This window comes from Limnobacter sp. CACIAM 66H1 (assembly GCF_001601825.1).
Lineage (GTDB): Bacteria > Pseudomonadota > Gammaproteobacteria > Burkholderiales > Burkholderiaceae_B > Limnobacter.
In genome coordinates, this window is record NZ_LUJK01000004.1 from 39,477 (window position 1) to 65,617 (window position 26,141).

A 26,141-nucleotide genomic window follows, 5' to 3' on the forward strand; every position below is an offset into this window, starting at 1 on the left:
AGCCGTTTCTATAATCATTCTTTGTAGAACTGGGCTTTGTACGAAATTTGTCGTACATTTTTTACTTTTTAGAGCCTGACGCTTGGTTTATCAGTGTTCATAAATAGATCTGGAAATTGTCATGAAACTGTTCATTGATGGCGAAAAAAGCCGTGCGATTTGTAGTCATTGAAAGGACATGGTTCCAGTCACTTTTATGCGCCGAGATGTGCCATTTAGTGATGGGAAAGGTGCGGCACAAGATATTTTGGTAGGTGTGTGTGATGTGTGTGACCAGGTGGTGTCAATACCGGCACAGTCCACTCCAGCTATTTCTGAATCGCGGAAAAAGGCACTGAAATCGATTGAAGTCCGATTGCCCGCTATCTATTTGGACGTGCTTGACCTCGCGGCCTTCACGCTCGAGCCTGAGTCTTCTCCAGATTTTCGAAAAGATCTGATTTGTTATTACATTCATGATTTGGCCCAAGATCCAAATCGGATACAACGGCTGTTCAATGCGCACAAGCTTTCAGTTGTCAATTTTTCTTCCAAGAACATAAAAATTCCGAGCAAGCGATTGTCGATGAAAGTATCTGAAAAATTGAAGACGGAACTCCGAAGTCTGGAAGATGAGACCGAGCTCAGTACTACTGAGCTCTTGAAGTCCGTGGTGTGCGACATTCAACGTGAAGTTTTGGAGAAGCCTAGATCAAGTAAAATCAAAACTTTGCAGTTTCTGGCATCCGTTGCTCTTTAGGGAGTTGCTGCGAGGATTGGACACAACACCAAACTCGAATTCTCCAACGGCTTTTCGTCAAGTACCCTAAACCAGCCTTCTTGCCAGGCCCAGTAAGGCTTGTCTTCCCGTATGGCAGCTTCATCCGCATTGCAGTTCAATTCACGAACTTGCGCTTCAGCAGGAATACCTTCGCTGCCCTTTATGGTTTCGGGTTGTAATTCAAGCAAACCTTCTGATGCCATGTAGTTCATGTTGAAGGTCCAGGCCTGGGCATCCTCGTGGGTGTAGGTCCATTCGGCTTTGTTCAGGGTCCAGTTTTGCGCGGGCAGGCCACCCTCAAATTGTTGGGCAGAAAATGCGGCCTGGTGTGTTTCAGGCAAATCGTCTCGACGCACATAGGTACGAAGGTTTTCACCATGCAATTTGATAAAAGGCGCACCTTCTCCGTTGTTGGCTTGCGCTAGCCGCAACACCAGCAGGTCTTGCTCGGCAGTGCCGGTCCACGGGAAACCATTCCATTGACCGTCAATATCGATTTTCAATTGTTTGAGTGAAATTTCGCGCATGGGGCCCGCTTCAGTTTGCGCATTCATGGCGATGTACAGCTGATTGTTCTCTTGTGGGGTGTTGATACTCACGCGCCAACCCAGATTGAACTGATTGTCTGGAGTGCTGTTGCCCACTTTAAACTTGAACTGCTCCAGTTTGCCGCTCAGTTCTTGCTGGGCTTCGGGGTTATTCACCATGAACTGGGCCTGTTCAAGTTCCAGTGAATTCAAAGCAAGTTCGGGCGTAAAAAAACCGGGGTTGGCCACTTGCGTGCTTTGCCAGGCCCGAGCAGCCAGCGCCACTGGCAGCACAGGTGTACAACTCAAGCTGGGTTGGCTGCAGTCGGAATCTTTCTCGGCCCGAGCCGCCAGGCCTTTGATGGTCAGTGACTCCACTTGAATTCGGCCCAGCTTGATCGACTCCATGGCGTTCATGCCCAGTCGGATCAAACCCACTTGCAGGTTCTCCTTGCGGGTGGGGTCATCCACTTCTATTTCAGAAATGATCAATTGCGGTTTCAAGGAAAGCGCTAGCACCACGCGTTTTACATCAATACGCTGGTCAGCGTACTGATTGCGAACGCTGTTGAGTTTGGGTTCCCAGAGGAAGCGTGGAACAACCACACCGTGAGCCAGTACGGCTCCAACAAGCAGGATGACAAGCGCGAGAATGGACCACTTCAGGGCTTTGGACATGGTGGGGTACTGCGAGTGAATACTTGCATTACCGTAGCACAGAAATGTGCAGGTAAAAAAACAAGGCCCCGAAGGGCCTGGTCTTATTGGTTCATTTACACATTGAACAGGAAGTTGAGTACGTCGCCGTCCTTCACCACATATTCTTTGCCTTCCGCTCGCATTTTGCCAGCTTCCTTGGCACCGTTTTCACCTTTGAACTGAATGTAGTCATCGAATGCAATGGTTTGGGCGCGAATAAAGCCACGTTCAAAATCGGTGTGAATGACGCCGGCGGCTTTGGGGGCCGTGTCGCCAATTTTGATGGTCCAGGCGCGTACTTCCTTGACACCCGCTGTGAAGTACGTTTGCAGACCCAGCAGTTTGAAACCCGCGCGAATGACGCGGTTCAGGCCAGGTTCAGTCATGCCCATGTCAGACAGAAATTCCATTTTATCGGCGTCGTCCAGATCGGCAATTTCCGCTTCAATGGCGGCGCACACCGCAACCACGGGTGCATTCTGCTTGGCGGCATATTCCTGCAAGCGCTCAAGGTACGGGTTGTTCTCGAAGCCGTCTTCTGCAACGTTGGCCACGTACATGGCGGGCTTGGCCGTGATCAAGCCGAAGCTTTTAATGGCGAACAGTTCCTCAGCGTCCAGGCCCAAGGCGCGCACAGGTTTGGCTTCGTTCAACTGGGCTTCACAGCGCTGCAGAATGGCCAGAATTTTTGCGGCGTCTTTGTCGTTTGCGCGAGCCTGTTTGGCATAACGGTGTACCGCTTTTTCCACCGTGCCCATGTCAGCCAAACACAATTCAGTTTCAATGGTTTCAATGTCGGAGAGCGGATCTACACGACCATTCACGTGAATCACATTGTCGTCTTCAAAACAACGCACCACGTTGACGATTGCGTCGGTTTCTCGAATGTGAGCCAAAAACTGATTGCCCAAGCCTTCGCCCTTTGATGCGCCCGCCACCAGGCCAGCGATGTCTACAAATTCAACAGTGGCTGGCACAATGCGCTCGGGTTTCACAATGTCGGCAAGCTGTTGCAAGCGTGCGTCGGGCACTTCAACCATGCCCACGTTCGGTTCGATTGTGCAGAAGGGATAGTTTTCTGCCGCAATGCCCGCTTTGGTCAGCGCGTTGAACAGGGTGGATTTACCGACGTTGGGAAGGCCAACGATGCCGCATTTGAGAGTCATGAGAATTCGCTAAGTGCTTAATTGAATGGGGTGAATTGTACCGCGCCTAGCGATTCACGTTGGCAAGCCAGGTTGAAAAGTCTTCTGCCATGCGTTCGCTTTCGCGAATTGCCGCCTGCCACAGTGGTATACGAATGCGGTGGTCAAATTTGTAGCGCTTGAAGTCACTTCGATCCGGAATTTTCTTGGCTGGCAGGCGCTTCACGAATTCAGGTGAGGGACACACCAGAATGACATTGCTCATCCACTCGGGTTTGGCTTTGCGTACTTTTAAAAACTTGTCCAGCCAACCCGGTGTAACTGTGGGCGCAAAGTGCGGGTATAGCACCAGACCGTCGAGTCGATGATAGGGTAGGGCCAGGTGATAATCGGTCAAGCCACCGTCCCAGAACGGGCCCTCGTGGTATTTCACTTCCGGGTGGTTTTCACGGAGGGCCAGTGCAATTTTATGAACCGGGTTCAGCACAAACGGAATACTGCCGCTGGCCAACAAGGCGTCGTGAATGTTCAATGCATCCAGATCTTCGATTCTGGTGGGAATGCGATCAAAGGGCTGCTTGAGCCAATCGGTGTGGGCTCCCGGGCTTTGAAACACCCATCGCTCGAAATAGCTGGAAAGGCGATTGCGGTTAACGCTGTTGGCCAATACTGCGCTGGCAAAGCCTCGCTTGCGGGCGCGCTGCTGCTGCGCGTGGTGCAGCGGTGTGAGCCCTTTGTTGACCCACACCAGCAATTCTTTGCCAGTCGGCTTTACCATGTGCTGCGCTTCCTCGGCCACCACGGCCTGCACCATGGCCTGGCACACTCGACTGATCTCGAATCGGTCCACCCCCTTGGTGTAATTTTGTGCCTCGACATAGTGCTGCGCCAACCGTTTGAGTGTGGCTGCCGGGTTGCTGCTGGCGGCGGCTGCCATGCGCCATGCACCGATGGAGGCACCAATCAATTGCAAGGGTTTTACACCATTGGCGGCACGGGTTTCGAGGTGGGACGCGCTCAACCACTCGTTGAACAAATACTGATCCAGCCCTTGCAAAATCAAACCTTTCGGACCCCCAGCAGCAGCGGGGATGGCGCAAATGTCTTCCGGCTTTAGGCCCTTGTTGGCAATGTGCGCTTTGGCGCGATCGCCCAAAATAATCTGTATGCTGCTTCTCATGCGCACTCCGTGTGAATGTGCGTGGTGGCCTGGCCAATTTGGCCCTTCAATATTAACTCGGTGTGTTTCAGCAGCACATCAATTGATTTGTCGATCACCTGCTGTTGATCGTTGCTGGGGCGATGCAATACAAAGTCGGCTACGCCTTGTTGAAGGTTGAGGCTACGTGGGTGGCCAATGCCAATGCGTGCGCGCCAGAATTCGTTGCTGCCCATGTGGGCATGAATGTCTTTCAAACCATTGTGACCCGCGTGGCCGCCGCCTTTCTTCATTTTGATTTGTCCCGGCAGCAGGTCCAGCTCATCGTGTGCGACCAGAATTTCCTCAGGCTTGATTTTGAAGAACTTGGCCAGAGCACCAACGGCCTGCCCGGAGCGGTTCATGAACGTGGTGGGAAACAGCAACCACACGTCTTCACCTGCAAATTTAATGCGCGCCATGTCGCCGAAAAACCGCTTGTCGCTTTGTAAAAATACATTGTGCTTGCGCGCAAGCGCCTCCAGATACCACACGCCTGCGTTGTGGCGAGTGTCGGCATACTGTGGGCCGGGGTTACCCAAGCCGACAATCAATTTGATGGGGGTGTTGCTGGACATGAAGAAATACAGCCCTTTGATTCACAAGGCTGTATTTTCACTGATTATTCGATTGCAGTGGCAGATTTGCTCGAAGAAGTTTGATCCACCCGTCTCCACGCACTCACCAGCGCCATCAGGCTGGCCGTGGTGATGTTGTCGTGAAACCCCACACCGAACTTGCTGCCGGGCATGTTGGGTACGCTTACCTCAATAATGGCCATGGCTTTTGATTTGGCACCCTGGCCGACGCTGCGTTCCTCAAACCCCACAATGTCCATGGGCACACCAAGGGCTTGCACAGCGGCATCCAGGGGGCCGTTGCCCACACCTTCAAGGCGAATGGTTTCACCTCGCTGTTGTACGGTAATCTCAATGCCTTGGCCACCTTCGGCATCAAACACTTTGTGGCTGATGTAGCGCGGCTGGCTGTCGTTGTTTTGCAAGTAGGTTTGCTCGAACAGTGCCCACAGGGCAGGCGACGTCATTTCCGCAGCTGTGCTGTCGCTGACCTTTTGTACCACGCCTGAAAATTCCACCTGCATGCGGCGTGGCATGACCACACCATGTTCACGTTCCAGAATGTAGGCAATGCCGCCTTTGCCAGACTGACTGTTGACACGAATCACGCTGTCGTAGGTGCGGCCCACATCCACCGGGTCGATGGGCAGGTAGGGTACCTCCCAAATGGCATCGGGCTTTTGAATATCGAACCCCTTTTTGATGGCATCCTGGTGCGAACCGGAAAAAGCGGTGTACACCAAATCGCCCACATAAGGGTGGCGTGGATGAATCGGCAACTGCGTGCAACTTTCCACCACTCGGGCCACTGCGTTGATGTCGGAGAAATCAAGGTTCGGGTGCACACCTTGGGTGTACATGTTCAAGGCCAAAGTCACGATATCGACATTGCCGCATCGTTCGCCATTGCCGAACAGGCAACCTTCAACACGTTGCGCGCCAGCCATCATGGCCAGTTCGGCGGTGGCCACACCCGTGCCGCGGTCATTGTGTGGGTGCACGGAAAGCACCACATGCTCACGACGGGCAAGGTGTCGGTTCATCCACTCAATTTGATCGGCGAACACATTGGGTGTGCTCCATTCCACGGTGGTGGGCAGGTTGATGATGATCTTGCGATTCGGCCCTGCATTCCACGCTTCAATGGCGGTGTTGCAAGCCTGCAAGGCCACATCCAGTTCCGTCATGTTGAAACACTCGGGCGAGTACTGCAAAACCCACTGTGTTTCCGGGTGAGCATCGGTGAGTTCTTTCACTTTTTGCACGCGCTTGTTCACCATGTCGATCACTTCGGGCACAGTCATGCGGAACACCGTATTTCTCCACACGGGTGCGGTGGAGTTGTAGATGTGGACGATGGCGCTTTTGGCACCAATCACCGATTCCACTGTTCGCTCAATGAGGTCATCACGAGCCTGGGTCATGACCATGGGGGTGACATCGTTCGGAATTAAATCGTTGTCGATCAAATGCCGTACCACGTCGAAGTCGATTTGAGAGGCGGCCGGAAAACCCACCTCAATTTCCTTGAAGCCAATGCGCACCAATTCCTTGAAGAAGTCCAGTTTGGTTGCCACGCTCATGGGCTCAAAAATCGCCTGGTTGCCGTCGCGCAAATCAGTGCTTAACCAGATTGGCGCTTGTTCAATGGCCTTGTTGGGCCAGGTTCTGTCGGGCAGGTCCACTTTGTAAGCGGGGCGATATTTGGTGGCGGGGTTCTTCAACATGCTTCGTTGGCCTGAAAGGTGAATCGATTAAACACAGTGTAGGTGTTTTGAGATGAAAGATGATTGCGTTTGTTGCTTGGATATTTATATAAATTGGCAGATAATTGCGTTGTTGGATTATTTGAAGACATTTATAGCCAAATGCAAGAGCTGGACCGCTATGACAAACGTATTTTGACCCTGCTACAGGCCGATGGGCGAATGAGCAATCAAGACCTCGCTGACGCGATTGGTTTGTCGCCATCGCCGTGTTTGCGCCGTGTCAAGGCGCTTGAAGACGCTGGCTTGATTACCGGTTACCGTGCCTTGGTGGATGCGAAAAAGCTGGGCTACAGTTTGATGGCCCTGATCTATATTTCAATGGATCAACACACGCCAGAACGCTTTGCCAGTTTTGAGGAGGCCATTGCCGCCATTCCCGAGGTGCTGGAATGTTTGCTGATTACTGGTCAGCAGGCCGATTACCAGTTGAAAGTGATTGTGGCCGACATGGATGGCTACCAGAACTTGCTGTTGAACAAAATTACCCGTATCAAAGGTGTGACGGGCGTACACACCAGTTTCGTGTTGCGCCGGGTGGTTGATAAAACCGAGGTGCCGATAGGCTGATTTGAACAATCAGTTTTGCAGCATGTTTTGAATCATCATGCCGCCGCCGCCAATGAGTACACCGAAGTACACGATTGAGGCCACATTGGCCAGATGCCCCAAGAGCACCGCAGCACCGTCGCGTTGAATCAGGCCCACTGCCAGAAAAAGCAAGGCAATGCCGGGCACTGTATTGGAAAACGGAATGAAGCCAAACGGGGCCATCAGCAACACGGCGCCCAGAATAAGACCCCCATCATTGATGAGGTTCATGCCTCGACCTGTGGTTAGCCAGGCCATGCGATGCGGTTTGCTGATCTTTTCAAGGCGCGGAATCCACACCAAACCTTTTTCAAGTGCATTGCGTAATTTGTCTGAAGGCAGGGCGCGTTCTTTGAAGCGCTTGGGCAGCCACAATGTGCGCCCAAATACCCGGCTGATGCCAATCAGCAAAATGGCTGCGCCAAAAATGGTGCTGACACCCGGAATGGAAACCGGCACCATGAAGACCAGCGTCAGGAATGCAACCAGCAGCAGCATGCCGTCCCGCCCTACCAGATTCAGAATTTCACCAAGGCTGACCGTGTTTGCGGGCAGTTGTGCGATCACTTGTTTGATTTGATCGCCCAGAGGCAATTCATCGAAATTGGGTGTGTTGTTCACTTCGGGTTTGGTGCTTGATTGATGAATGAGCCCACATTGTGCCCATAAAAAAAGCCGCTGAACTTCAGTGCAGCGGCTTTTTCGGTACTAATTGGACTTCGAGAGTTTACTCGTCGCCGCCTTTTGCAGCACCGGCCTTGATCTTCACTGTAACCAGTGACAGATCTTGCTGACCGTGGTTGGGAATGCCAACGCCAGCAGGCAGTTGCAAGTCAGTCACGTGTATTGAACGCTTGGTCACGTCCAGCACGCTGCAATCTACGGCGATGAATTCAGGCAGGTCTTTGGGCAAGCATTCGATTTCGATCTGATTGGCCACAAATGTAACCTGACCGGAGTACAGCTTGACCGCTGGGCTTTCCAGGTGACCTGAGTAGTGCAAAGGCACGTTCATGTGGATCTTCTGGTTACCGTCGATGCGCTGGAAGTCGATGTGCAGCAATTGTGGCTTGTAGGGGTGTGACTGGTAGTCACGCAACAATACCTGCTGTGACTTGCCGTCAATTTCCAGATCCAGAATGCTGGAGTGGAATTTTTCCTTTTGAATTGCGTGCCACAGGGGGTTGTGTTCAATTGACACAGCCTGAGCTTCCTGATTGGCGCCATAAACAATGCCAGGTACCTGGCCAGCACGACGCAGGCGGCGGCTCGCTCCGGAACCCTGCTCTGTGCGGGATGTTGCAACTACTTTCATGTTGATTCTCCAAATTTGACTTCACCGCGACCAGTGAAACCAAGTTATGCGGCACTTAAGGGCGTCCGCAAAAAAGCCCGTAAAACTTTGTGTTCAGTCGACGAAATTAGCTGACGAAATTAATCGATAAACAGCGAACTGACAGAATCAGAGCGAACAATGCGGCGAATGGTTTCGGCCAGCAGTTCATCAACACTGAGAACTCGAATGGTTTTGCTGTTGTTGGCTTCCTCGGACAAAGGAATGGTATCGGTCACCACCAGTTCGTCCAGGTCTGATTCTTCAACACGTTGAATGGCGCCACCTGACAATACAGGATGGGTACAGTAGGCCACTACCTTTTTGGCGCCGTTGGCTTTCAGTGCCGCAGCAGCTTTGCACAAGGTGTTGGCAGTGTCGACCATGTCGTCCATGATCACGCAGGTGCGGTCTTTCACGTCGCCAATAATGTTCATGACCTCTGCCACGTTGGCACGGGGGCGACGCTTGTCGATGATTGCCAAATCACAATTCAGTCGCTTGGCCAGGGCGCGGGCGCGGACCACGCCACCTACGTCAGGTGACACAACCATCAGGTTGTCGAGGTTTTGTTTCCACACATCGCCCAGCAAAACAGGCGATGCATAAATGTTGTCTACGGGGATGTCAAAGAAGCCCTGAATTTGGTCAGCGTGCAGGTCCATGGTCAGCACACGGTCGACACCCACCACCTGCAGCATATTTGCAACCACTTTGGCTGTAATCGCCACACGTGAAGAACGCACACGGCGGTCTTGGCGGGCATAGCCGAAGTAGGGAATTGCAGCGGTAATGCGGCCTGCCGATGCGCGCTTGAGCGCGTCGATCATGACCATCATTTCCATGAGGTTGTCGTTGGTGGGTGCGCAAGTGGATTGCAGCACAAACACGTCTTTGCCGCGCACGTTTTCGTTGATCTCGACCATGACTTCACCGTCTGAGAAACGACCCACGGTGGCTTTGCCCAGCGGAATGTTCAGCTGTTTGGCCACTGATTCGGCCAATGCTGGGTTTGCATTGCCGGTGAAGATCATTAGACTGCTGTCGGTTGCCATTGTTTACCCCAGGGCTTGACGTGTGCGTTGGCGAAATAAAAAAAGGGCCAACCTGTGGCTGGCCCTTTGGTTTTGGCAGGGGAGGAAGGACTCGAACCCTCGCATGCCGGAATCAAAATCCGGTGCCTTAACCAACTTGGCGACTCCCCTAAAACTTTTATCGATTCAGCTTGATTTGACTTTGCATTCAAACCACTGCCCACGCTGTAATTCAGGCGCATCGGCGACTGCTGCCATTGCATTGCTAAGCTGGCTTGGGCTGGCAAACAAAGCAAACATGGCGGAGCCGGAACCTGACATTCGAATCAATTGCGGGTTGAACCTTGCAACACAATTTGAAAAAACACCAAATTGCTGTTCCCATTCAGGGTAGTTGCGTGCCACAACAGCTTGTAAAACATTCTGTGTGTTGGCTTGCAGGCAAGCCATCAACTCACTATTCATTCGGCGGGCCGAATCGAAGACCGCTATTTTGACGTCACTTGAGTTGCGTGTCAATTGCGGATCGCTAAATATTTTGGGCGTGGGGCAAGAAAGTGGCGGTTTGTAGACAATTAAATGCCCTGAAACGCTTTGAATCGGGGTGATGACTTCACCGATGCCCTCAACAAAAGCACTGCTGTCCTGAAGAAAGAAGGGAACATCCGCCCCAAGCGCTTGGCCGATTGCAATCAGTTGTTCAGGTGTGACGGCTTGTTCGTGATGCTGTTGCAGCAGACGGAGCACGGTGGCTGCATTGCTGCTGCCCCCTCCCAAACCCGCCTGTTCGGGGACCTGCTTGCGGACATGAATGGTTACAGAGTAGCCCATGCCAATGTTGGCGTTTGCATAATAGGCCTTGCAGGCGCGAACGGTGAGGTCGATTTCTTCAGGAATATGAACGAGATCACCACTTCGTTGAACCACCAATTCACCACTTGAATTGGTTTGCACCGACATTGAAACCTGGTCCCCAAGCGTAATTGGGCAGAAAATACTTTGAAGCAGGTGATAACCGTCAGCCCTGCGGCCTGTGATGTGCAAAAACAGATTGATTTTCGCGGGCGAAAAGGCCGATAGTTCGGCCAGGCTGTTGAGGTTCACGCTTTATTTGCCCAAGGTGCCTTGCGGAATCAGGTCAATGCGACCGGAGGTCTTGTTTTCGATAAACACCACGCGGTAGCGGCCATTCTGGTTTTCCCACGACCAATTCGTGGGCAGGGTGGGCAATTCATCGGGATTGGGGTTTTCCATCCATTGCACCAAGGCTTCGGCAGGCAGTTCAACAGGGAACATGAGATCGAACAGGCTTTGCCAGTCTTTGGCCAGATAGACTCGACCGTCCGCAGCCCGGACTTCATAAAAATTACCCAGGCGCTTGGCGCTACCCAGCGAAGGCCCCAGTGTGGAATTGACTTCAAGATAGGCAATTTCAGGAGCCTGGCTCGGCCCGGACCGACCCGAGCGCCATTCATAGGTGCCAGAAATGGAATCGGCCTCCATTTTTCCGTCGGCTTGCTCCACTTTCCAGATCAGCCCAAAGCGCCCGTAATGGCAGCTCGACTGAATCGACTTGCAATCGACTTCAGTGCTTGGATTTTGGCCCACGGTGCTGCAGGCGGCCAAGCTTGCGCTGATCAAGCCGATACAGGCCAGGCGCAATGATGATAAAGACATGAACTTAAATTTCCTCAACCTGTTGAACCAGTTTCTTCAATGCTTTGCTGTCGGGGTATCGAACGGTCAAGCGGTTCCCAAGTTGACGCGCTTCCTCTTTCTTGCCCGCTTTTAGCAAGACCTCGAGCAAATGCAGGCCAATTTCCTCATCCTGGCGCAGATCGAATGCTTTTTTCAAGGTTGCTTCGGCGCTGTCCAGCTTGCCCAATCGGTAATGCACCCAGCCCAGAGAATCAAGAATGAAGGGATCGTTGGGCGCAAGTTCAACTGCCTTTTTAATCAACTCATAAGCTTCGTCAAGCCGAACGTTGTTCTCCGCCCAGGTGTAGCCCAGCGCATTGTATCCGTGTGGGTTTTCCGGGCGAACCGCGATGAGGCGCTTGAGGAATTGTTCAACACGTGGCAGGTCGTCTTGCCGCTCGGCAACCATGGCACGCTCATACAGCAGGTCTGGCTGATCCGGAAATTTGAGCAAGGCCAGTTCTAGCTCGGTGGCAGCCTCGGCAGGGGCTTTTTGCGACTCAGCCAGTTGCGATTTCGCAAGAGCGAGCCGCACGGACTCATCTTCGTTTTTGGGTTTGAACTGGTTCAGAACCCGCTTGGCTGACAGGGCATTGCCCTGTTTTTCGAACAAGGCCGACTTTTTCAGCTGGACATCCAGGTTGTCGGCGGCGTTCGGTGTGGTGTCGAGCCATTTCAGGGCCGCTACGTAATCTTTACGCTCAAGCGCCATGTCGGACAGGGTGGCATGAATCAGCGATTCATTCTGGCGCTCGGCGGGTGTGGTTTTGTCCAGATAAATCTTGAAATGCTGTTCGGCGGCTTTGTAGTCCTTGAGCTGAGTGAGCACAAAACCCTGACTGGAGTACAGGGGAATGTTGTCCGGTTGTAGTTCAATCATTTCCGCAAAACGTTGACGTGCCTGTGCCCACTGCCCGAGTTGGGTGTGATTGCGGGCCAGGTACAGGCGAGCACCAAACCAGTTGGGGTGTTGTTGCACCTGCTCATTCACCATTTGCATGGCGGCATCCAGGTTGCCGTCACGTTTTTCCATGAACTGGGCCATCAGCACATAAAAACGTTCCTGTGGCGATTTGCGCAATACGTTTTCCATGTGGCCCACAGCCTGTGGGTACAACTCGGAGTTGTTGGCAAGTTGGGCCAACAGGGTTTGCGCCTCAAGATCATCTGGATTGTTGCCAAACAGCTCAATACCGGTTTGATAGGCCTTGTTTTTGTCGGGGATGCGTTGGAGCATGTCCAGCGCAACCTTTTCGCTGCTGGAGCCGCCGAGCCCCGGGTTGGCAGTCTCAGCAGCTTTCACATCGGCCAAAAAAGCCCGGAGTGCGGGCATTGCTTGATCAACGCGGTTGGTGCCTAGTTGCAGCAGCATGATGGAGCGGCTGGCCTGCTTGTCGCCGGGCGACAATTCAGACCACACCTGCGCGGCATTCAAGGCCAGGTCCAACTGGCCTTCGGCAAGGCTGATCTCGACAGCCCGTTTCGCCAGCTCGGGATTGCGTTGCTGTTTGGCTGCTTCGGTGTAGGCCAGCGTGGCAGAATACGTGTCGCCTCGCTGACTGGCAATTTCAGCAGTGAGCAGGGCAAACAGCGGGTCTTGTTTCACCATGTCGGCCACGCGGGCTTCGTAGGCTTTTTGCTCGGCAGACATCGGCGGCACTGCCGGCTCGCCTTGATCCGCGGGCACGGTGGCGCAGCCTGTGGTCAGGCTGGCTGCCAGAAAAAATACCGGGCCTGCGATGGTCCATTTAAAACAAGTCATACTGTTGAACCCAATGAAAACTGGTGAATCCACTTTATTTTTATCACATTAACAGATGCGCGTGCGCGCTTTAGCTTATGCCTGAATTACCCGAGGTAGAAATCACCAAAAGAGGCGTAGACCTTCACTTTACAGGGCAGCGCCTGCTGGCTTGCACTGTGAGGCAACCCCGTTTGCGTTGGCCTGTGCCCGTGGAAGTGCAAAGTTGTGTAAAGCATATATTGCAAGGTGTGGAGCGTCGGTCGAAATACATGCTCATGGACTTTGGGGCGCAGGTGTTGGTGGTGCATTTGGGCATGTCGGGTTCACTGAAAATCGTAAACGCCAGCACCCCTTGGGACAAACACGATCACATTGAATGGAACTTCGGGGACAAGGTGTTGCGCTACAACGATCCGCGTCGCTTTGGGAGCGTGGAGTACGTCGAAAAAGTGCCTGGTTGGGAACACAGTTTTATACGGTTTGCAAAACTGGGGCCCGAGCCTTTCAGTGAGGCATTCACGCCCGACTCGTTTTTCAAGGCCACGCGAGGCAAAAAGGTGTCGATCAAGGCCTTGCTGTTAAGTGGGTTTGCTGTAGTTGGCGTGGGCAATATTTACGCATGCGAGGCCTTGTTTCGAAGTGCGATTCGCCCGGGTAAAGCAGCAGGGCGCTTAAGCAAGGCGAATGTACAGGCCTTGCATGCAGCGGTTGTGGCCGTGTTGACAGAGGCGATTGAGCGGGGTGGTTCAACTTTGCGTAATTTTCAGGCCATTGATGGCGAGCTGGGTCATTTTCAATTGCATTGTGATGTTTACGGCCGCGAGGGGCAGCCCTGCAAGCGCTGTGGCGCAACGGTAAAGAGGCGTGTGATGAATCAGCGAAGCACGTTTTATTGCGCGCAATGTCAGGAATGAGCGAGCCATGAACCCAATGAAAGGAAAGCCGTTTGGCGAGGTGTTGGTGCGTTGGCAAAAACAGCACGGCCGTCAAACCCTGCCATGGCAGCACACGGGAGATGCTTACAAGGTGTGGCTCAGTGAGGTGATGTTACAGCAAACCCAGGTGACCACCGTGCTGGGCTATTACAGCCGTTTTTTGCAGGCCTATCCAACCGTTTCAGATTTGGCCGCCGCACCGGAGCAGGATGTCATGCAGTTGTGGGCAGGTTTGGGTTACTACACCCGCGCACGCAATTTGCATGCTTGTGCCAAGCAAGTCGTGACTCGTTTCGGGGGGCAGTTTCCGCGCACGGTAAGCGAACTTGAAAGTTTGCCCGGCATAGGCCAGTCCACCGCGGGTGCAATCGCATCACTGGCCTATGGTGTGCAGGCGCCCATTCTGGATGGGAACGTAAAACGGGTGTTTTGCAGGTACTACGGCATCGAAGGTTACCCGGAGCAAACCACGATCAAGAAAACTTTGTGGGGAATTGCCGATGCGAACGTGCCAGCCCAACAACCGGGAGTTTACAACCAGGCTTTGATGGATCTTGGGGCCACCTGTTGTGTACCACGCAACCCGGCGTGTTCAGCTTGCCCCTTGATGGAAAGCTGTGTGGCCTTGCGAAAGGGCATGGTGAATTTGTTGCCGACACCAAAGCCTAAAAAGGTCCGACCTGAATTGCATTTCCTCAGCTTGGTTGTGGATGATGAGGAAGGTGGAGTGCTGCTGGAACTACAAACTGACAAAGGTGTTTGGCAAGGTTTGTGGACCACACCTTTTGTAGCTTGCGACAGTCAACTTGATTGTGAGGGCCTCACCGGAATTGCAACATCCTGGGTTGAACATTATGGCTTGCAGGCGCACCGTGCCGAAATTGAGCGACAGTTGACTGGTTTGCAGGGCCAACCTTGGCTGGTGCATGAATTAACTCACCGAAAAATGCATTTCAAGGTGTTGCGCCTGACGGTGCCTGGTTCCTGGGCAGCTTGCTACCCAATCAGTGACAAGCCCGTGCCAAAAATAGTGCACAAATTGCTGGACCAGGCGCGGGTATTAACCCAGGCTGCGGTGCCGAAGCAAAACACTCTCGATCTCGGGTAGTGGATCGGCGGTAAAGCGTTTGGCCAGTGTCTCGGCCACATACACAGAGCGGTGTTGTCCGCCGGTGCAGCCAATGGCCACCGTCACGTAGCTGCGTTGTTCATTCAAGTAAGACGGCAACCATCTTCTCAAATAGGTTTCGATGTCGCTGATCATTGGATTGCTTCGATCATCAGCCTGGATGTAACGTTGAACTTCCACATCCTTACCTGTCAGGGGACGCAGGCTTTTGTCGTAATAAGGATTGCTCAGGCAGCGCACATCAAACACCAGGTCAGCATCCGAGGGCAAGCCTTTCTTGAAGCCGAAAGTTTCAAATACCAAGGTGAGTTTGGCCGATTCTTCTTCGACGGTTTCAAGCACCCAGCGCCTCAGCACATTGGGTTGCAGGGCTGAGGTGTCAATGCAGCTCGCAATGTTTCTGAGGGGCTCGAGCGCTTCGCGTTCCGCATCCACACATTCCTGCACGGTGGCCTGTTCGCCAAGGCGAGCGCTCATGGGGTGGCGTCGGCGACTTTCCGAGTAGCGCGTGATCAGGGTTTCATCGTCTGCATCCAGAAACAGAATGCGGACATCGGTGCCTTCGGCTTTCAAAGCCTGAATGATTTGGGGTACATCGATGATGTCCCGCCCTGTGCGTGCGTCGGCCGCAATCGCAATTTGAGAAATTCCCTCGGCGGAGAGGCGTTCAATGACTTGCGGAATAAAAGAAGGCGGCAGGTTGTCGACGCAGTAAAAATGGGCGTCTTCCAGCGCACGAATTGCGACTGATTTCCCGGAGCCCGAAAGGCCGGTGACCAACACCACTTTCATGTTAATCATGTCCCATGTCCGCTTCCGTGTCAGGGTCCACCTGAAGATGATCGATACCACCGAGTTCGGTGAGCATGGCTTTCTGTTGACGCACCATGAATTCGTCCAGCGTATTGATGCCCCGCATCTGCAAAATGGTGTTGCGCACCGCTGCTTCCAGAAGCACCGCGAGGTTGCGGCCGGCCGCCACTGGCAATATGGCTTTGCGAATGGGCAAACCCAGCACTTCCTGGAATTGCTGCTCGGTGACCAGGCGTTCCTGGTGTAATTCAAGCGAAGCTTTGCGTACAAGGTGGACGATCAGTTTTAACCGCATTTTCCGGCGTACGGCCGTTTCACCAAAAATGGCCTTGATGTCGAGCAAGCCTACGCCGCGTACTTCCATCAGGTTACGAATCAGTTCCGGGCAGCGTCCCTCAATCAGATTGGGGGCCACGCGCGAGAATTCCACCACATCGTCGGCTACCAAACCGTGGCCACGCGAAATCAATTCCAGGCCCAGTTCGCTTTTGCCCAAGCCGGATTCGCCGCAAATGAGCACACCCATGCCAAGCACGTCCATGAACACACCATGCATCATGGTGGTGGGGGCGAGCCATTTGTTGATGTATACGCGCAGAAAGTCGATGATCTCGGCTGCCGACAACGGCGTGGCCAGCAGGGGAATGTTTGATTCGTCGCAGGCGGCTTTTAAAAGGGCGTGAGGCTGAAATGATTCAGCCACGATGATTGCAGGCGGATCGCCTTCGATAAGCTTGTCAATTTGGTGCTGTTTGCGCTCGTCGCTGATGCGAGCGAAGTATTCGATTTCCTGGCGACCAAACACCTGGATTCGACCGGGGTGAATGGTGTTGAGGTGGCCCACAAGATCAGAGGAAGCAAAACACTGAAGATCCAGGTGGCGGTCACCACCATTTAAACCGGCCAGCCAGTCAAGCTTGAGTTTGTTGCGGTTGGCTTCGATCAGTTCTTTCAGTTGCTTCACAGGCTTAACTCGCGGGTTGGTAGGGCTCCCAGTTGGCGATCAGTTGGTGAGTGGCGCCGGGGTCGGATTCTGTCATGAGTTTCTCACGGAAATCTTTGTCAGACAGCATTTGAGCCAGTTCTGACAGTATATCCAGATGATGCTGGTTTGCGCTTTCGGGCACCAGCAAAAACATGAGCAGCTTGACGGGTTGCCCATCAGGGGCATCAAAAGGGATTGGGTCTTGTACCCGCACCAGTGAGGCAATCGGTTCGCGCAAGCCTTTGATGCGGCCATGCGGTACGGCCACCTGCTGGCCAAGGCCAGTGGAGCCCAAACGTTCACGTGCAAACAGGCTGTCAAACACCTTGGATCTTGCGATGCCCTGGTTGTTCTCGAACACCAAACCGGCTTGCTCAAACACGCGCTTTTTGCTGGTGACCTGTGTGTCCAACAATATGTTGGATGGTGGAAGTAGATTTGCGATCAAGTTCATCGCTGTTGATTCCTGAGACCCGCTTCTAATCGTGGGGCCGATTATACGCCATAAAAACAGAAAAGGCGGACTGAAGTCCGCCTTTTGATTTTCCCTGAAATTACAGAGGTTTATTCAGCTTCTTCGACCACCTGGTGTTTCATGGGGGTGTGGTTGTGGTTGGTCAGTTTGTCTTTGTGACGCAGTACCTGGCGATCCAGTTTGTCAGCCAGCGCGTCGATGGCTGCGTAAAGGTTTTCATGACTTGCTTCAGCGTGAATGTCTTTGCCGCGGACGTGCAGCGTAACATCTGCCCTTTGAACCAGCTTGACCACCGAGATGGTCACCGATGCATCAATGACGTGATCAAAATGCCTTTTCACCCGATCCAGTTTTTCGATGACATAGTTTCGAATTGCTGGGGTAACTTCCAGATGATGACCATTGATGTTCAAGTTCATAAGGTATCTCCTTTCGTTGCTGCGGGGGGAAGCTTTACATTTAAAGCGACTTGCGCATGTTCACCGGGGGTATTTTCAGTGATTCCCGGTATTTAGCGACCGTGCGTCTTGCGACCACGATGCCCTGTTGACCGAGTAGGTCGGCGATTTGGCTGTCAGATATCGGCTGCTTGGCGTCCTCCGCAGAAATCAGTTGCTTGATGAGTGCACGGATGGCCGTGCTGGAAGCCTGACCACCTGAGTCGGTGGAAACATGACTTCCGAAGAAATACTTTAGCTCAACCAACCCATAGGGCGTCAACATATATTTTTGCGTGGTAACCCTTGACACGGTCGATTCATGCAGACCCAAAAGATCGGCAATTTCCCGCAGAACCAAGGGCTGCATTGCGATTTCGCCGTGATTGAAGTAGCCGATTTGACGTTCTACGATGGCTTGGCTCACCCGTAAAATAGTGTCAAATCGCTGCTGAACGTTTTTTAACAACCAGCGGGCCTCTTGAAGGTGGGCACTCAATTGGGCACTTTGGCCCCGGTGAGACCGCAAAATCGAGGCGTACATCTCATTGATTCGAATTTTCGGCATCACGTCCGGGTTCAACTGCACGTGCCACTGGCCGTTGAGTTTTTTGACGATCACGTCGGGCACAACATGATCATCATCGATGCGACGAAAGCGTGCACCAGGGAACGGCTCAAGTGAGCGGATGATCTGATGGCATGTTTTCAGCATGTCTTCATCCACGTTCAACGCTTTTTTCAGTTTGCTGAAGTCGCGTTGGGCAAGCAAACCCAGATGGTCGCTGATGATCAGTTGGCAGTTACTGTACAGGCTCGGCTGGCAGGTGATGTCTTGCCGCTGGGCCAGTTGCAGCAACAGGCACTCCGCGGCGTTGCGCGCACCCACGCCAGGTGGGTCAAAGCTTTGCAGCAGGCGCAAGGCAGCGCTGAGTTCCTCGAATTCCAGGTCGGGCTCATCTTGAAGGGTTTCCCACAGGTCTTCAAGTTCAACGGTCAGGTAACCATCGTCGCTGAGGTAGTCAATCAGCCACAGCACCAGGTTTTTGTCTCGTTCGCTGGCCTGTGTCATTCGCAACTGGTCGATCAAGTGCTGGTGCAGGCTGCTGTCCGGCGCGGCCAGTTGTAAACCGGGTTTCTCTTCATCCCCATCGGCACTCGCGCCGCTGTTGTCGCGCCAATCGCCTTCCCAGTTGTCCTGGATGGAGTCGATGGTTTCGCGTTGAACAATTTCTTCGCTTTGATTGTCTTGCTCAGCCTGCTGGTCGCTGACTGGTTCACTGACTTTTCGGGGGTCGGGTTCGGCCTCAAAGCTGTCGCCCTGAGGCTCGTGCAGTTCACCATTGCTGCTGTCCAGGCTAAGCGTGCGTTCGCCCTCCACAGCTTCTTCGTCAGCCAGTTCCAGCAAAGGGTTCTCGGCCAGCGCCTGCTGGATTTCCTGTTGCAACTCAAGCGTAGACAACTGCAGCAAGCGGATGGACTGCTGCAGCTGCGGCGTGAGCGTGAGGTTTTGTGAAACTTTAAGCTGAAGGGATTGTTTCATGGGGTTTCAGCTTTACATCCTGAAGTGTTCGCCAAGGTATACACGGCGGACATCGTCATTTTTTACAATTTGCTCTGGACTGCCCGAGGCCAGCACCCGGCCGGCACTGATGATGTAAGCGCGGTCACAGATACCCAAGGTTTCGCGCACATTGTGGTCGGTGATTAACACGCCGATGCCTTTGGATTTTAAAAAGGCCACAATGCGCTGAATTTCCAGCACAGCGATTGGATCTACGCCAGCAAAGGGCTCATCCAGCAACACAAACCGAGGTTGGCTTCCCAAAGCGCGGGCAATTTCGAGGCGGCGGCGTTCGCCACCCGAGAGGGAGGCCGCCAGCGAGGTGCGAATGTGCCCGATTTGCAGATCATCCAGCAGGTCTTCTACTGCCTGATCCACTGTTTTGTCCTTGGGTGGATTGATTTCCAGCACCGCACGAATGTTTTCTTCCACTGTCAGCTTGCGAAACACCGAGGCTTCTTGGGGGAAGATAGGAAAGACCCGCCCGAGCGCGTTCGTGAATGGGTTGCAAGGTGATATCCCGGCCTTCCAGGCAAATGTTGCCCTCGTCGGCGCTGACCAATCCCACGATCATGTAGAAGCACGTTGTTTTACCCGCGCCATTGGGGCCCAGCAGGCCGACCACTTCACCAGTGTCCACATGTAGCGAAACATCTTCAATCACGCGTTTGCTTCGGTAGGCTTTGCGAAGGCTAAGCGCCTGAAGTCGACCCTGTCCTGTCAAGGTGTGTGCTGGGGTGTTGCTCACTTGCTGCTCCCTTTAGGAGTGGGCTCAGGCGTGGGTTCTGTCGCTTGGGTTTTTGGTTTGATCACTGCCTGCACGCGGGAAGAGCCACTGCTGTTGGGTGTGCCCACTACATTCAGGAATTCTGTGTTTTGCTCATAGGTAATTTTGGTACCCGAAATTGATTCGGTCAGCTGACCATTGGTGCTTTTTTGAATGCTGGCTGCGCCAGTCAAGGTCACTACCGATTTATTGCCGTCGAATTCAATGGTGTTGCCGGTGCCGTTGATCAACAACACCTCATTTGGCTTGTCCGAATCGCGCTGCTGCTTGAAGCGGGCGGGTTTTCCTTCCACTGTGGCAAACTGGGTTCCATCGCTGCGTTCTGTCAGAGTCAGTTTGTCGCCGCGAATCACCAGGCTTCCACGCGTTAGCAGTACGTTGCCAGTAAACACGTTCACATTTGACTTTTCGTTGTAAGTCATCTGGTTGGCATCGATGGTCGTGGGTTGTTGTTTGTCTGATTCCAATGCAAGCGCGCTCAGCCCGAGGGCCAGTGCGGGCGCAGCCAGTGCGAGGGAAATCCATGAAGAGCGTTTCATCGTTTGGCCTCTATGCGAAACTTGACCGACCCTTGGGCCGTCAATTCTCCAGTGTCGTTGTTCAGCGTGGCACCTTGTGCTTCAAACCGTTGGCCCGGGCGGGTCACCAGCACATTCTTGTCGGTTGAAATTTCATTGGTGATGTTGTCGATTCGTATTTCTTCAGATTTCATGGTGGTCAGCAGCCCTTCGTTTTGACTGGTCACCACCACGTTGTCCCGCAAGAAAATTTCGTCAGTGTCAAGCAAGTACACACCTTTTTTGGCATTGCCTTTGATCATGCCATTGCCCGATTCAAACTGTTCCAGTTCGGGCTCGGTAATATTCCACACGTTGCCTTGCGGAATGTGCTCGGCTGCGCTGCTGCGGATGATTGAATATTTATTTTCAGCAAGGTCATGGCTTTGTACTGAAAAATTGCGCAGGTAGTAATCGCTGCTGGTCGGGTCGCTTTTGCCGCTGGCATTGAACAGGCTGAGTTCGGACTGAATCGCAAACCAGTATGAGGTGGCAGCGAGTGCGAACGTGAGCAGCAGCGGAATGAACTGCGATATCAGATTGAAAAAAGCCGCAACGGGTTTCACGATGCTTCCCAAGGGTTTTGATAGCCGGCTTGGTGACTCAAAATGAAGTCGCACAATTCGCGGGCCGCACCATCGCCAGGTGGACGGGTGTTAATCCAGTTGGCGGCGTTTTTCATGGCCGCTGGTGAGTGCTGAGTGGTGGCGGCCAGGGCTACCTGCTTCAGCACCGGATAGTCGGGCCAATCGTCTCCGAAAAAACCGCATTCGCTCCATTCAAGCCCCAATAGTTGACGTATGTCGTCGTAGGCCTGCAGTTTGGTTTTGCAACCTTGAACCAGTTGGTAGATACCAAGGTCCTTGGCACGTTTTTCCACAATGACGCTTGAGCGGGCAGTGATCCAGATCACCTTGATGCCATGGTCCATCAGCAATCGAAGACCCTGACCATCAAACACACTGAAGCGTTTCATGACCTCGCCTTCATTGCCGAAGTACAGGCCACCGTCAGTCAAAGTTCCATCTACATCAAAGCCCATCAGCTTAATTTGCGCAGCTGCTTGGGCAGCCGTGGGTTGGCGGTCGGTCAAAGGATCCATTACACCACCTTGGCTTCAAACAGGTCATGGAAATTCAGGGCACCGACAATGTGCCCTTGCTCGTCCGTTACCACCACTTGGCTAATGTGGCTGACCTCCATCATGCGAACCGCCTCTACGGCCAATTTGTCGGGCGAAATGCATTTGGGCGCACTGTTCATGACTTCACTCACCAACAAACCTCGCAAATCCAGGCCCTGTTCGATCAGGCGACGCAGGTCCCCATCGGTGAAAACGCCCAATAGTTTGTTGTTGGCGCCGACTACTGCGGTCATGCCCAAGCCTTTTTTGGTGATTTCCAGTATGGCGCTGGATATGCTGGCCGATGGCGACACAGTGGGAATTCGATCGCCTTTGCGCATCACATCGCTGACATGAGTCAGCAGTTTGCGGCCCAGGCTGCCACCAGGATGCGAGAGTGCAAAGTCTTCTTCGCTGAAACCGCGCGCCTTGAGAACCACCACGGCGAGGGCGTCGCCCAAGGCCAGCGCCGCAGTTGTACTGGCTGTGGGCGCCAAATTCAGGGGGCAGGCTTCCTTTTCAACACCACAATCCAACACCAGGTCGGCCTGGCGAGCGAGTGCTGAATCGAGTTTTCCGGTCATCGCGACTATTTTGGCGCCCCGACGCGCAATGGCTGGTAGCACTGCCACCAATTCTTCGGTGTTGCCGGAGTTGGACAGGGCAATCACCACGTCTTCCTGGGTGATCATCCCCAAATCGCCATGGGAGGCCTCAGTGGCATGCACGAAAAATGAGGGAGTGCCGGTACTTGCAAAGGTGGCCGCAATTTTTTTGGCAATGAGGCCCGACTTGCCCACACCAATCAAGATAACCCGTCCCTTGCAGTTCAGTATGGCGGTGGTGGCTTGGCTGAACTGCTGATTCAAGCGCTCGGCGAGCGCCGAGACAGCTTGTGCTTCAATGGCGAGCGCCTCCCTGGCCATGGCCAGAAAATCGTGCTTGTCATTATTCGACGGTGTTTTTGACATGGTAGACCCTGATAGACTTAAGCAACTTTAGTGCTTGAGGCTGTTTTCTTTTCAGGGCAGTATAGCAAAGCGCGTGCCAATTCTCTTCACTTCCTAAGCATTAAACGTGCCTAACGCTCTAGAGCTTTCTTTGATTCTGATGCTGGTCGCCGTGTTGGCGGTCTCGCTATTCCGTCACTGGAAGCTTCCAGCCATGCTGGGCTATCTGTTTGCAGGCACTCTGATCGGGCCATATTCGTTCGGCATCGTGCCCGATACACCCGAAACCCGGCACCTCGCGGAGTTTGGCGTTGTTTTCCTGATGTTTTCAATAGGGCTTGAGTTTAGCCTGCCCAAATTGCATGCCATGCGTCGCGTGGTGTTTGGCTTGGGTTTTGCTCAAGTTGGGTTGACCATGCTGGGCGTGATGGGCCTTGGCTTGTTGGCAGGCTATTTTCTGGGAGTGCCGCTGAGTACTGCATTTGTGCTGGCGGGGGCGGCTGCGATGTCTTCTACCGCTATTGTCAGCAAGTTGTTGTCAGAGCGACTTGAGCTGGATTCTCCCCACGGGCGTCAAATTATGGGCATTTTACTGTTTCAGGATTTGGCGGTAGTTCCGCTGCTCATCATCATTCCCGCGCTGGGACAGGGGGCCGAGAACCTGACCGTGACCTTGAGCCTGGCAGTGGTGAAGGCTGCCCTGGTGTTGGGGCTGATGTTGGTGTTTGGCCAGCGAATGATGAACTGGTGGATGACCTTCGTGGCCCGCAGCAAGTCGCAAGAATTGTTTGTACTGAATGTGCTGTTGATCACCTTGGGGTTGGCTTGGCTGACAGAATTGGCCGAATTGTCGTTGGCCCTTGGCGCCTTTGTGGCGGGTATTCTGATTGCAGAGACCCAATACAAACATCAGGTGGAAGAAGACATCAAACCCTTCCGCGATGTGCTGTTGGGTTTGTTCTTCGTGACCACTGGCATGCTGCTGAATCCGCAGGTGGTCATGCAGAATTGGCACTGGGTAATTGTGCTGGCCGTATTGCCCGTGTTGGCCAAGCTGGTGTTGATCGCTGCACTGGCGCGAATATTCGGTGCCAACATGGGCACCGCCATGAGAACCGGTATTTACCTGGCGCAGGCTGGTGAGTTTGGTTTTGTGTTGCTGGCCAACACAGGATCAGCTGGTTTCGGTTTGGTGCCCGACCCCTGGTTGCAAACCATCACGGCAAGCATGGTGCTTTCCATGTTGGCTGCGCCTTTCATGATTCAACATGCAGACCGGATCGTGCTGCGCTTTTCCAGTCAGGAGTGGTTGCAAAAGTCGCTTGAGTTGCACCAAATCGCCCAGAAAAGCCTTGCCACGACCAAGCATGTGCTGATTTGCGGTTTCGGCCGCAGTGGTCAGCACCTGGCCAGGTTGCTGGACCGCGAAGATCTGGATTATGTGGCTTTGGATTTGGATCCGGACCGTATTCGGGAGGCGACTGCTGCGGGTGACTCTGTGGTGTTTGGCGATGCCGCGAAGCGTGAAACACTGGTTGCCGCCGGTTTGCTGCGAGCATCGTGTGTGGTGGTTACCTTTGCGGAATTCAAGTCCGCTGAAAAAGTGCTGACTGCAGTGCGTGCCCTGGCACCCAACGTACCGGTGGTGGTGCGCACGTATGATGAAAGTGATCTGGAAAAACTGACAGCGGCCGGAGCCACCGAAGTGGTGCCCGAAATTCTTGAGGGCAGCTTGATGTTGGGTTCTCAGGCGTTGATGTTGCTGGGTGTGCCTGTCTCGCGGGTGGTCAAGCAGATTCGAGCCATTCGTGAATCACGTTACCAGATGTTTCGAGGGGTGTTTCGGGGTGTGGACGACGAGGCGGACAGGCCTGAAAATCAGTGGATTCGTTTGCACTCCGTGTTTGTGGAGCCGGGTGCCAGTGGCGTGGGCAAAAGTTTGGCCGAGTTAGGAATTCTCGATCTCGATATTGAAGTCAGCGCAATTCGACGGCGCGGTATTCGGGGTGGAGATCCTTCCCCGGACACGCAACTGGAGTCGGGGGATATTCTTGTACTGAAAGGTCAGCCGGATGCCTTGAGCTTGGCGGAAGCCATCATTCTTGGCCGCAAGTCCATGGGGCGTTAATCAGGCTTTTTAACGAATGATGTAGAGCGCCGCGCAGTCAGCGCCTTGTGCTTCGTCCCACTGGCCGGCTTCGGTGGTGCACAGGTCTTCTTCACCACTGAGCACTTGCACCGCACCGCGCAAGGGGTTGCCATCGTCGAGTTTTCGATCAATTTCTGCAAGCTGTGCGACAGGGATGGTTTCTCCGATGAGCAAGGCCATGGCATTTTCCCGAGAAGTAGGGCCTTGCATGGTGTGGTTCAGCTGATAGCGACCACTGAACTGATTGCTCATGGTGCTGCTTGCCGTGCAGTTTCCAGAGGCATCAATGCCACCGGTGAAATCGCCCTGAATAAAGCCAGACAACTGAAGGTGGGTGAATACATCGCACGATTCATTACCCTCAATCAGGCCATTGCCGTTTCCGCCGTTGTTTGACAGGCCCGCTGCGCTAGCAGCAATGAAGTCGCCGGGCAATGCTGAATAGCGAGCTTGAAATGCTGACAAGGCAGTTTCCAGGTTGGCGATGTCGGTGATGGTGGCTTGTACGCGGGCGCTGTTCAACAACTCACGTCCTTTCAGTACTCCGCCAGCGAGTATGGCCAGTACCGCCAAAGCGATGGCCAGTTCCAACAGTGAAAATCCGCGTTGAATGTGTTTGCGTGAATGTGTCAATTCAATTCTCCTGAATGTGTGGTGTGTCGAGTGCGCCGCGTTTCATCCAGAGCCAGTTCAGGCGCTCAAATGAGAGCCAGACCGGGTTGGCCGCGGGTTGATCTGGATTGATGAAAAACTGTTGATACCGGTTTTGGTTTGCCTGGTCGGTCGTGGGGTAGCCAAGCTGCAGTTCGCGCGAAATCAGTTCGAGCACCTGGCTGGCGGGTATGTTTTCAAGCCGAAAAGTGAATGTTTGTTGATGTCTTTGCCACGCGTTGTTGCTGTGTTGAACTTTGTCTGCCCAAAAAACTGCATTCAATTCGAGCGTGTGTTGTGCCTCAGGTAGGGCAATTGCAAGGCTTGGTGACGGTGGAGTGGCCACGCAAGCGGTCAAGGCGGTGCAAAGACCGATTAAAAACACACGCAGTGATGGCACGAGCAGGCTTTTCAGGGTTGAAGTGCTGCGGATCATACTTTGATGAAACCATTTCCACGCTTCGTGGTCATGCCTTGTGAGTGAGCCCATCACCATTTGGATGGTGGGCGCAT

Annotated in this window: 27 protein-coding genes, 1 tRNA gene and 1 pseudogene; 5 read left to right on the forward strand and 24 right to left on the reverse strand. The window is 53.4% G+C overall.

From position 1 onward, the window contains the following. Positions 1–178 precede the first annotated feature (178 nt). A complete protein-coding gene (locus tag A0129_RS01965; RefSeq protein ID WP_291711954.1) occupies positions 179–739 on the forward strand; it encodes a hypothetical protein in 561 nt (186 codons plus the stop codon). On the opposite strand, the gene A0129_RS01970 is transcribed toward A0129_RS01965, so the two are convergent. The 5 genes from A0129_RS01970 to leuA all read right to left on the reverse strand — a co-directional run bounded on the left by A0129_RS01970 (position 736) and on the right by leuA (position 6,634). Further along, positions 736–1,965 carry a hypothetical protein gene (locus A0129_RS01970; RefSeq protein ID WP_291711956.1) on the reverse strand — a complete coding sequence of 410 codons (1,230 nt, stop codon included), beginning with the start codon at positions 1,963–1,965 and terminating at the stop codon, positions 736–738. The two genes, A0129_RS01965 and A0129_RS01970, sit on opposite strands and share 4 nt — an antisense overlap. Positions 1,966–2,060: 95 nt before the next feature. After that, on the reverse strand, positions 2,061–3,152 hold the full coding sequence (gene ychF / locus A0129_RS01975; protein ID WP_291711958.1) for a redox-regulated ATPase YchF: 1,092 nt from the start codon (positions 3,150–3,152) through the stop codon (positions 2,061–2,063). 46 nt (positions 3,153–3,198) lie between these two features. After that, positions 3,199–4,311: a patatin-like phospholipase family protein gene (locus A0129_RS01980; RefSeq protein ID WP_291711960.1), complete on the reverse strand. Its 1,113-nt coding sequence runs from the start codon at positions 4,309–4,311 to the stop codon at positions 3,199–3,201. Continuing rightward, the gene (gene pth, locus A0129_RS01985) at positions 4,308–4,907 is read right to left on the reverse strand and encodes an aminoacyl-tRNA hydrolase (protein WP_291711962.1); all 600 of its coding nucleotides are present in this window, start codon (positions 4,905–4,907) and stop codon (positions 4,308–4,310) included. The genes A0129_RS01980 and pth overlap by 4 nt, the downstream gene beginning before the upstream one ends. A gap of 44 nt (positions 4,908–4,951) precedes the next feature. Then, complete coding sequence (gene leuA, locus A0129_RS01990; RefSeq protein ID WP_291711964.1) at positions 4,952–6,634, reverse strand: 2-isopropylmalate synthase; 1,683 nt, start codon at positions 6,632–6,634, stop codon at positions 4,952–4,954. A gap of 141 nt (positions 6,635–6,775) precedes the next feature. Between leuA and A0129_RS01995 the strand changes: the two genes are divergently transcribed. After that, positions 6,776–7,243 (forward strand): Lrp/AsnC family transcriptional regulator, encoded by a 468-nt coding sequence (locus A0129_RS01995; protein WP_291711967.1) that lies wholly within the window; start codon positions 6,776–6,778, stop codon positions 7,241–7,243. A gap of 9 nt (positions 7,244–7,252) precedes the next feature. Here the strand turns inward: A0129_RS01995 and A0129_RS02000 are convergent, their stop codons facing one another. The 7 genes from A0129_RS02000 to A0129_RS02030 form a co-directional block, all read right to left on the reverse strand. After that, positions 7,253–7,885 carry an exopolysaccharide biosynthesis protein gene (locus A0129_RS02000; protein WP_291711969.1) on the reverse strand — a complete coding sequence of 211 codons (633 nt, stop codon included), beginning with the start codon at positions 7,883–7,885 and terminating at the stop codon, positions 7,253–7,255. 106 nt (positions 7,886–7,991) lie between these two features. Beyond that, positions 7,992–8,579, reverse strand: coding sequence for a 50S ribosomal protein L25/general stress protein Ctc (locus A0129_RS02005; protein ID WP_291711971.1), 588 nt, complete (start codon positions 8,577–8,579; stop codon positions 7,992–7,994). A gap of 119 nt (positions 8,580–8,698) precedes the next feature. Beyond that, positions 8,699–9,652, reverse strand: a complete 954-nt coding sequence (locus A0129_RS02010) for a ribose-phosphate diphosphokinase (RefSeq protein WP_105027407.1) — start codon at positions 9,650–9,652, stop codon at positions 8,699–8,701. A gap of 73 nt (positions 9,653–9,725) precedes the next feature. Continuing rightward, positions 9,726–9,802: transfer RNA gene (locus A0129_RS02015), tRNA-Gln, on the reverse strand. A gap of 15 nt (positions 9,803–9,817) precedes the next feature. After that, positions 9,818–10,735: a 4-(cytidine 5'-diphospho)-2-C-methyl-D-erythritol kinase gene (gene ispE, locus A0129_RS02020; protein ID WP_291711974.1), complete on the reverse strand. Its 918-nt coding sequence runs from the start codon at positions 10,733–10,735 to the stop codon at positions 9,818–9,820. 3 nt (positions 10,736–10,738) lie between these two features. Then, complete coding sequence (locus tag A0129_RS02025) at positions 10,739–11,308, reverse strand: hypothetical protein (protein WP_291711976.1); 570 nt, start codon at positions 11,306–11,308, stop codon at positions 10,739–10,741. Between the two features lie 4 nt (positions 11,309–11,312). Further along, on the reverse strand, positions 11,313–13,091 hold the full coding sequence (locus A0129_RS02030) for a tetratricopeptide repeat protein (protein WP_291711978.1): 1,779 nt from the start codon (positions 13,089–13,091) through the stop codon (positions 11,313–11,315). Between the two features lie 77 nt (positions 13,092–13,168). Between A0129_RS02030 and mutM the strand changes: the two genes are divergently transcribed. Together mutM and mutY are read left to right on the forward strand one after the other, a co-directional pair. Next, positions 13,169–13,987, forward strand: coding sequence for a bifunctional DNA-formamidopyrimidine glycosylase/DNA-(apurinic or apyrimidinic site) lyase (mutM, locus tag A0129_RS02035; RefSeq protein ID WP_291711980.1), 819 nt, complete (start codon positions 13,169–13,171; stop codon positions 13,985–13,987). Positions 13,988–13,994: 7 nt separating this feature from the next. Continuing rightward, on the forward strand, positions 13,995–15,116 hold the full coding sequence (mutY, locus tag A0129_RS02040) for an A/G-specific adenine glycosylase (protein WP_291711982.1): 1,122 nt from the start codon (positions 13,995–13,997) through the stop codon (positions 15,114–15,116). On the opposite strand, the gene rapZ is transcribed toward mutY, so the two are convergent. From rapZ to A0129_RS02090, 10 genes and pseudogenes are all read right to left on the reverse strand, one after another. Further along, on the reverse strand, positions 15,069–15,938 hold the full coding sequence (gene rapZ / locus A0129_RS02045) for an RNase adapter RapZ (RefSeq protein WP_291711984.1): 870 nt from the start codon (positions 15,936–15,938) through the stop codon (positions 15,069–15,071). The two genes, mutY and rapZ, sit on opposite strands and share 48 nt — an antisense overlap. Next, a complete protein-coding gene (gene hprK, locus A0129_RS02050; protein ID WP_291711986.1) occupies positions 15,931–16,914 on the reverse strand; it encodes an HPr(Ser) kinase/phosphatase in 984 nt (327 codons plus the stop codon). The genes rapZ and hprK overlap by 8 nt, the downstream gene beginning before the upstream one ends. 4 nt (positions 16,915–16,918) lie before the next feature. Then, positions 16,919–17,389: a PTS sugar transporter subunit IIA gene (locus A0129_RS02055; protein ID WP_040512070.1), complete on the reverse strand. Its 471-nt coding sequence runs from the start codon at positions 17,387–17,389 to the stop codon at positions 16,919–16,921. A 110-nt stretch (positions 17,390–17,499) separates the two neighbouring features. Beyond that, on the reverse strand, positions 17,500–17,829 hold the full coding sequence (raiA, locus tag A0129_RS02060) for a ribosome-associated translation inhibitor RaiA (RefSeq protein ID WP_105027399.1): 330 nt from the start codon (positions 17,827–17,829) through the stop codon (positions 17,500–17,502). Between the two features lie 40 nt (positions 17,830–17,869). Next, positions 17,870–19,390 (reverse strand): RNA polymerase factor sigma-54, encoded by a 1,521-nt coding sequence (locus A0129_RS02065; protein WP_291711988.1) that lies wholly within the window; start codon positions 19,388–19,390, stop codon positions 17,870–17,872. 12 nt (positions 19,391–19,402) lie between these two features. After that, positions 19,403–20,159: pseudogene (gene lptB / locus A0129_RS02070) on the reverse strand (LPS export ABC transporter ATP-binding protein). After that, positions 20,156–20,737 (reverse strand): lipopolysaccharide transport periplasmic protein LptA, encoded by a 582-nt coding sequence (gene lptA, locus A0129_RS02075; protein WP_291711990.1) that lies wholly within the window; start codon positions 20,735–20,737, stop codon positions 20,156–20,158. Before lptA ends, lptB begins: the two are co-directional and overlap by 4 nt. Beyond that, a complete protein-coding gene (gene lptC / locus A0129_RS02080) occupies positions 20,734–21,321 on the reverse strand; it encodes an LPS export ABC transporter periplasmic protein LptC (RefSeq protein ID WP_291711992.1) in 588 nt (195 codons plus the stop codon). Before lptC ends, lptA begins: the two co-directional genes overlap by 4 nt. Next, positions 21,318–21,857: an HAD family hydrolase gene (locus tag A0129_RS02085; RefSeq protein ID WP_291711994.1), complete on the reverse strand. Its 540-nt coding sequence runs from the start codon at positions 21,855–21,857 to the stop codon at positions 21,318–21,320. Before A0129_RS02085 ends, lptC begins: the two co-directional genes overlap by 4 nt. Next, entirely contained in the window at positions 21,857–22,849 is a 993-nt protein-coding gene (locus tag A0129_RS02090; protein ID WP_291711996.1) for an SIS domain-containing protein, read from the reverse strand. The genes A0129_RS02085 and A0129_RS02090 overlap by 1 nt, the downstream gene beginning before the upstream one ends. A 106-nt stretch (positions 22,850–22,955) precedes the next feature. Here A0129_RS02090 and A0129_RS02095 point away from each other — a divergent pair, with 106 nt between their 5' ends. Continuing rightward, positions 22,956–24,956, forward strand: a complete 2,001-nt coding sequence (locus tag A0129_RS02095; protein WP_291711998.1) for a monovalent cation:proton antiporter family protein — start codon at positions 22,956–22,958, stop codon at positions 24,954–24,956. A gap of 9 nt (positions 24,957–24,965) precedes the next feature. Here the strand turns inward: A0129_RS02095 and A0129_RS02100 are convergent, their stop codons facing one another. Together A0129_RS02100 and A0129_RS02105 are read right to left on the reverse strand one after the other, a co-directional pair. Continuing rightward, on the reverse strand, positions 24,966–25,610 hold the full coding sequence (locus A0129_RS02100; protein WP_291712000.1) for a type II secretion system protein: 645 nt from the start codon (positions 25,608–25,610) through the stop codon (positions 24,966–24,968). A gap of 1 nt (position 25,611) precedes the next feature. Next, on the reverse strand, positions 25,612–26,064 hold the full coding sequence (locus A0129_RS02105) for a hypothetical protein (RefSeq protein ID WP_291712002.1): 453 nt from the start codon (positions 26,062–26,064) through the stop codon (positions 25,612–25,614). Between the last annotated feature and the right edge of the window lie 77 nt (positions 26,065–26,141).

Coding starts and splice junctions, on each gene's coding strand:
- A0129_RS01965 (WP_291711954.1), top strand. CDS start 179: ATGGTTCCAGTCACTTTTATGCGCCGAGATGTGCCATTTAGTGATGGG.
- A0129_RS01970 (WP_291711956.1), bottom strand. CDS start 1,965: ATGTCCAAAGCCCTGAAGTGGTCCATTCTCGCGCTTGTCATCCTGCTT.
- ychF (WP_291711958.1), bottom strand. CDS start 3,152: ATGACTCTCAAATGCGGCATCGTTGGCCTTCCCAACGTCGGTAAATCC.
- A0129_RS01980 (WP_291711960.1), bottom strand. CDS start 4,311: ATGAGAAGCAGCATACAGATTATTTTGGGCGATCGCGCCAAAGCGCAC.
- pth (WP_291711962.1), bottom strand. CDS start 4,907: ATGTCCAGCAACACCCCCATCAAATTGATTGTCGGCTTGGGTAACCCC.
- leuA (WP_291711964.1), bottom strand. CDS start 6,634: ATGTTGAAGAACCCCGCCACCAAATATCGCCCCGCTTACAAAGTGGAC.
- A0129_RS01995 (WP_291711967.1), top strand. CDS start 6,776: ATGCAAGAGCTGGACCGCTATGACAAACGTATTTTGACCCTGCTACAG.
- A0129_RS02005 (WP_291711971.1), bottom strand. CDS start 8,579: ATGAAAGTAGTTGCAACATCCCGCACAGAGCAGGGTTCCGGAGCGAGC.
- A0129_RS02010 (WP_105027407.1), bottom strand. CDS start 9,652: ATGGCAACCGACAGCAGTCTAATGATCTTCACCGGCAATGCAAACCCA.
- A0129_RS02025 (WP_291711976.1), bottom strand. CDS start 11,308: ATGTCTTTATCATCATTGCGCCTGGCCTGTATCGGCTTGATCAGCGCA.
- A0129_RS02030 (WP_291711978.1), bottom strand. CDS start 13,091: ATGACTTGTTTTAAATGGACCATCGCAGGCCCGGTATTTTTTCTGGCA.
- mutM (WP_291711980.1), top strand. CDS start 13,169: ATGCCTGAATTACCCGAGGTAGAAATCACCAAAAGAGGCGTAGACCTT.
- mutY (WP_291711982.1), top strand. CDS start 13,995: ATGAACCCAATGAAAGGAAAGCCGTTTGGCGAGGTGTTGGTGCGTTGG.
- rapZ (WP_291711984.1), bottom strand. CDS start 15,938: ATGATTAACATGAAAGTGGTGTTGGTCACCGGCCTTTCGGGCTCCGGG.
- A0129_RS02055 (WP_040512070.1), bottom strand. CDS start 17,389: ATGAACTTGATCGCAAATCTACTTCCACCATCCAACATATTGTTGGAC.
- raiA (WP_105027399.1), bottom strand. CDS start 17,829: ATGAACTTGAACATCAATGGTCATCATCTGGAAGTTACCCCAGCAATT.
- A0129_RS02065 (WP_291711988.1), bottom strand. CDS start 19,390: ATGAAACAATCCCTTCAGCTTAAAGTTTCACAAAACCTCACGCTCACG.
- lptA (WP_291711990.1), bottom strand. CDS start 20,737: ATGAAACGCTCTTCATGGATTTCCCTCGCACTGGCTGCGCCCGCACTG.
- A0129_RS02085 (WP_291711994.1), bottom strand. CDS start 21,857: ATGGATCCTTTGACCGACCGCCAACCCACGGCTGCCCAAGCAGCTGCG.
- A0129_RS02090 (WP_291711996.1), bottom strand. CDS start 22,849: ATGTCAAAAACACCGTCGAATAATGACAAGCACGATTTTCTGGCCATG.
- A0129_RS02105 (WP_291712002.1), bottom strand. CDS start 26,064: ATGATCCGCAGCACTTCAACCCTGAAAAGCCTGCTCGTGCCATCACTG.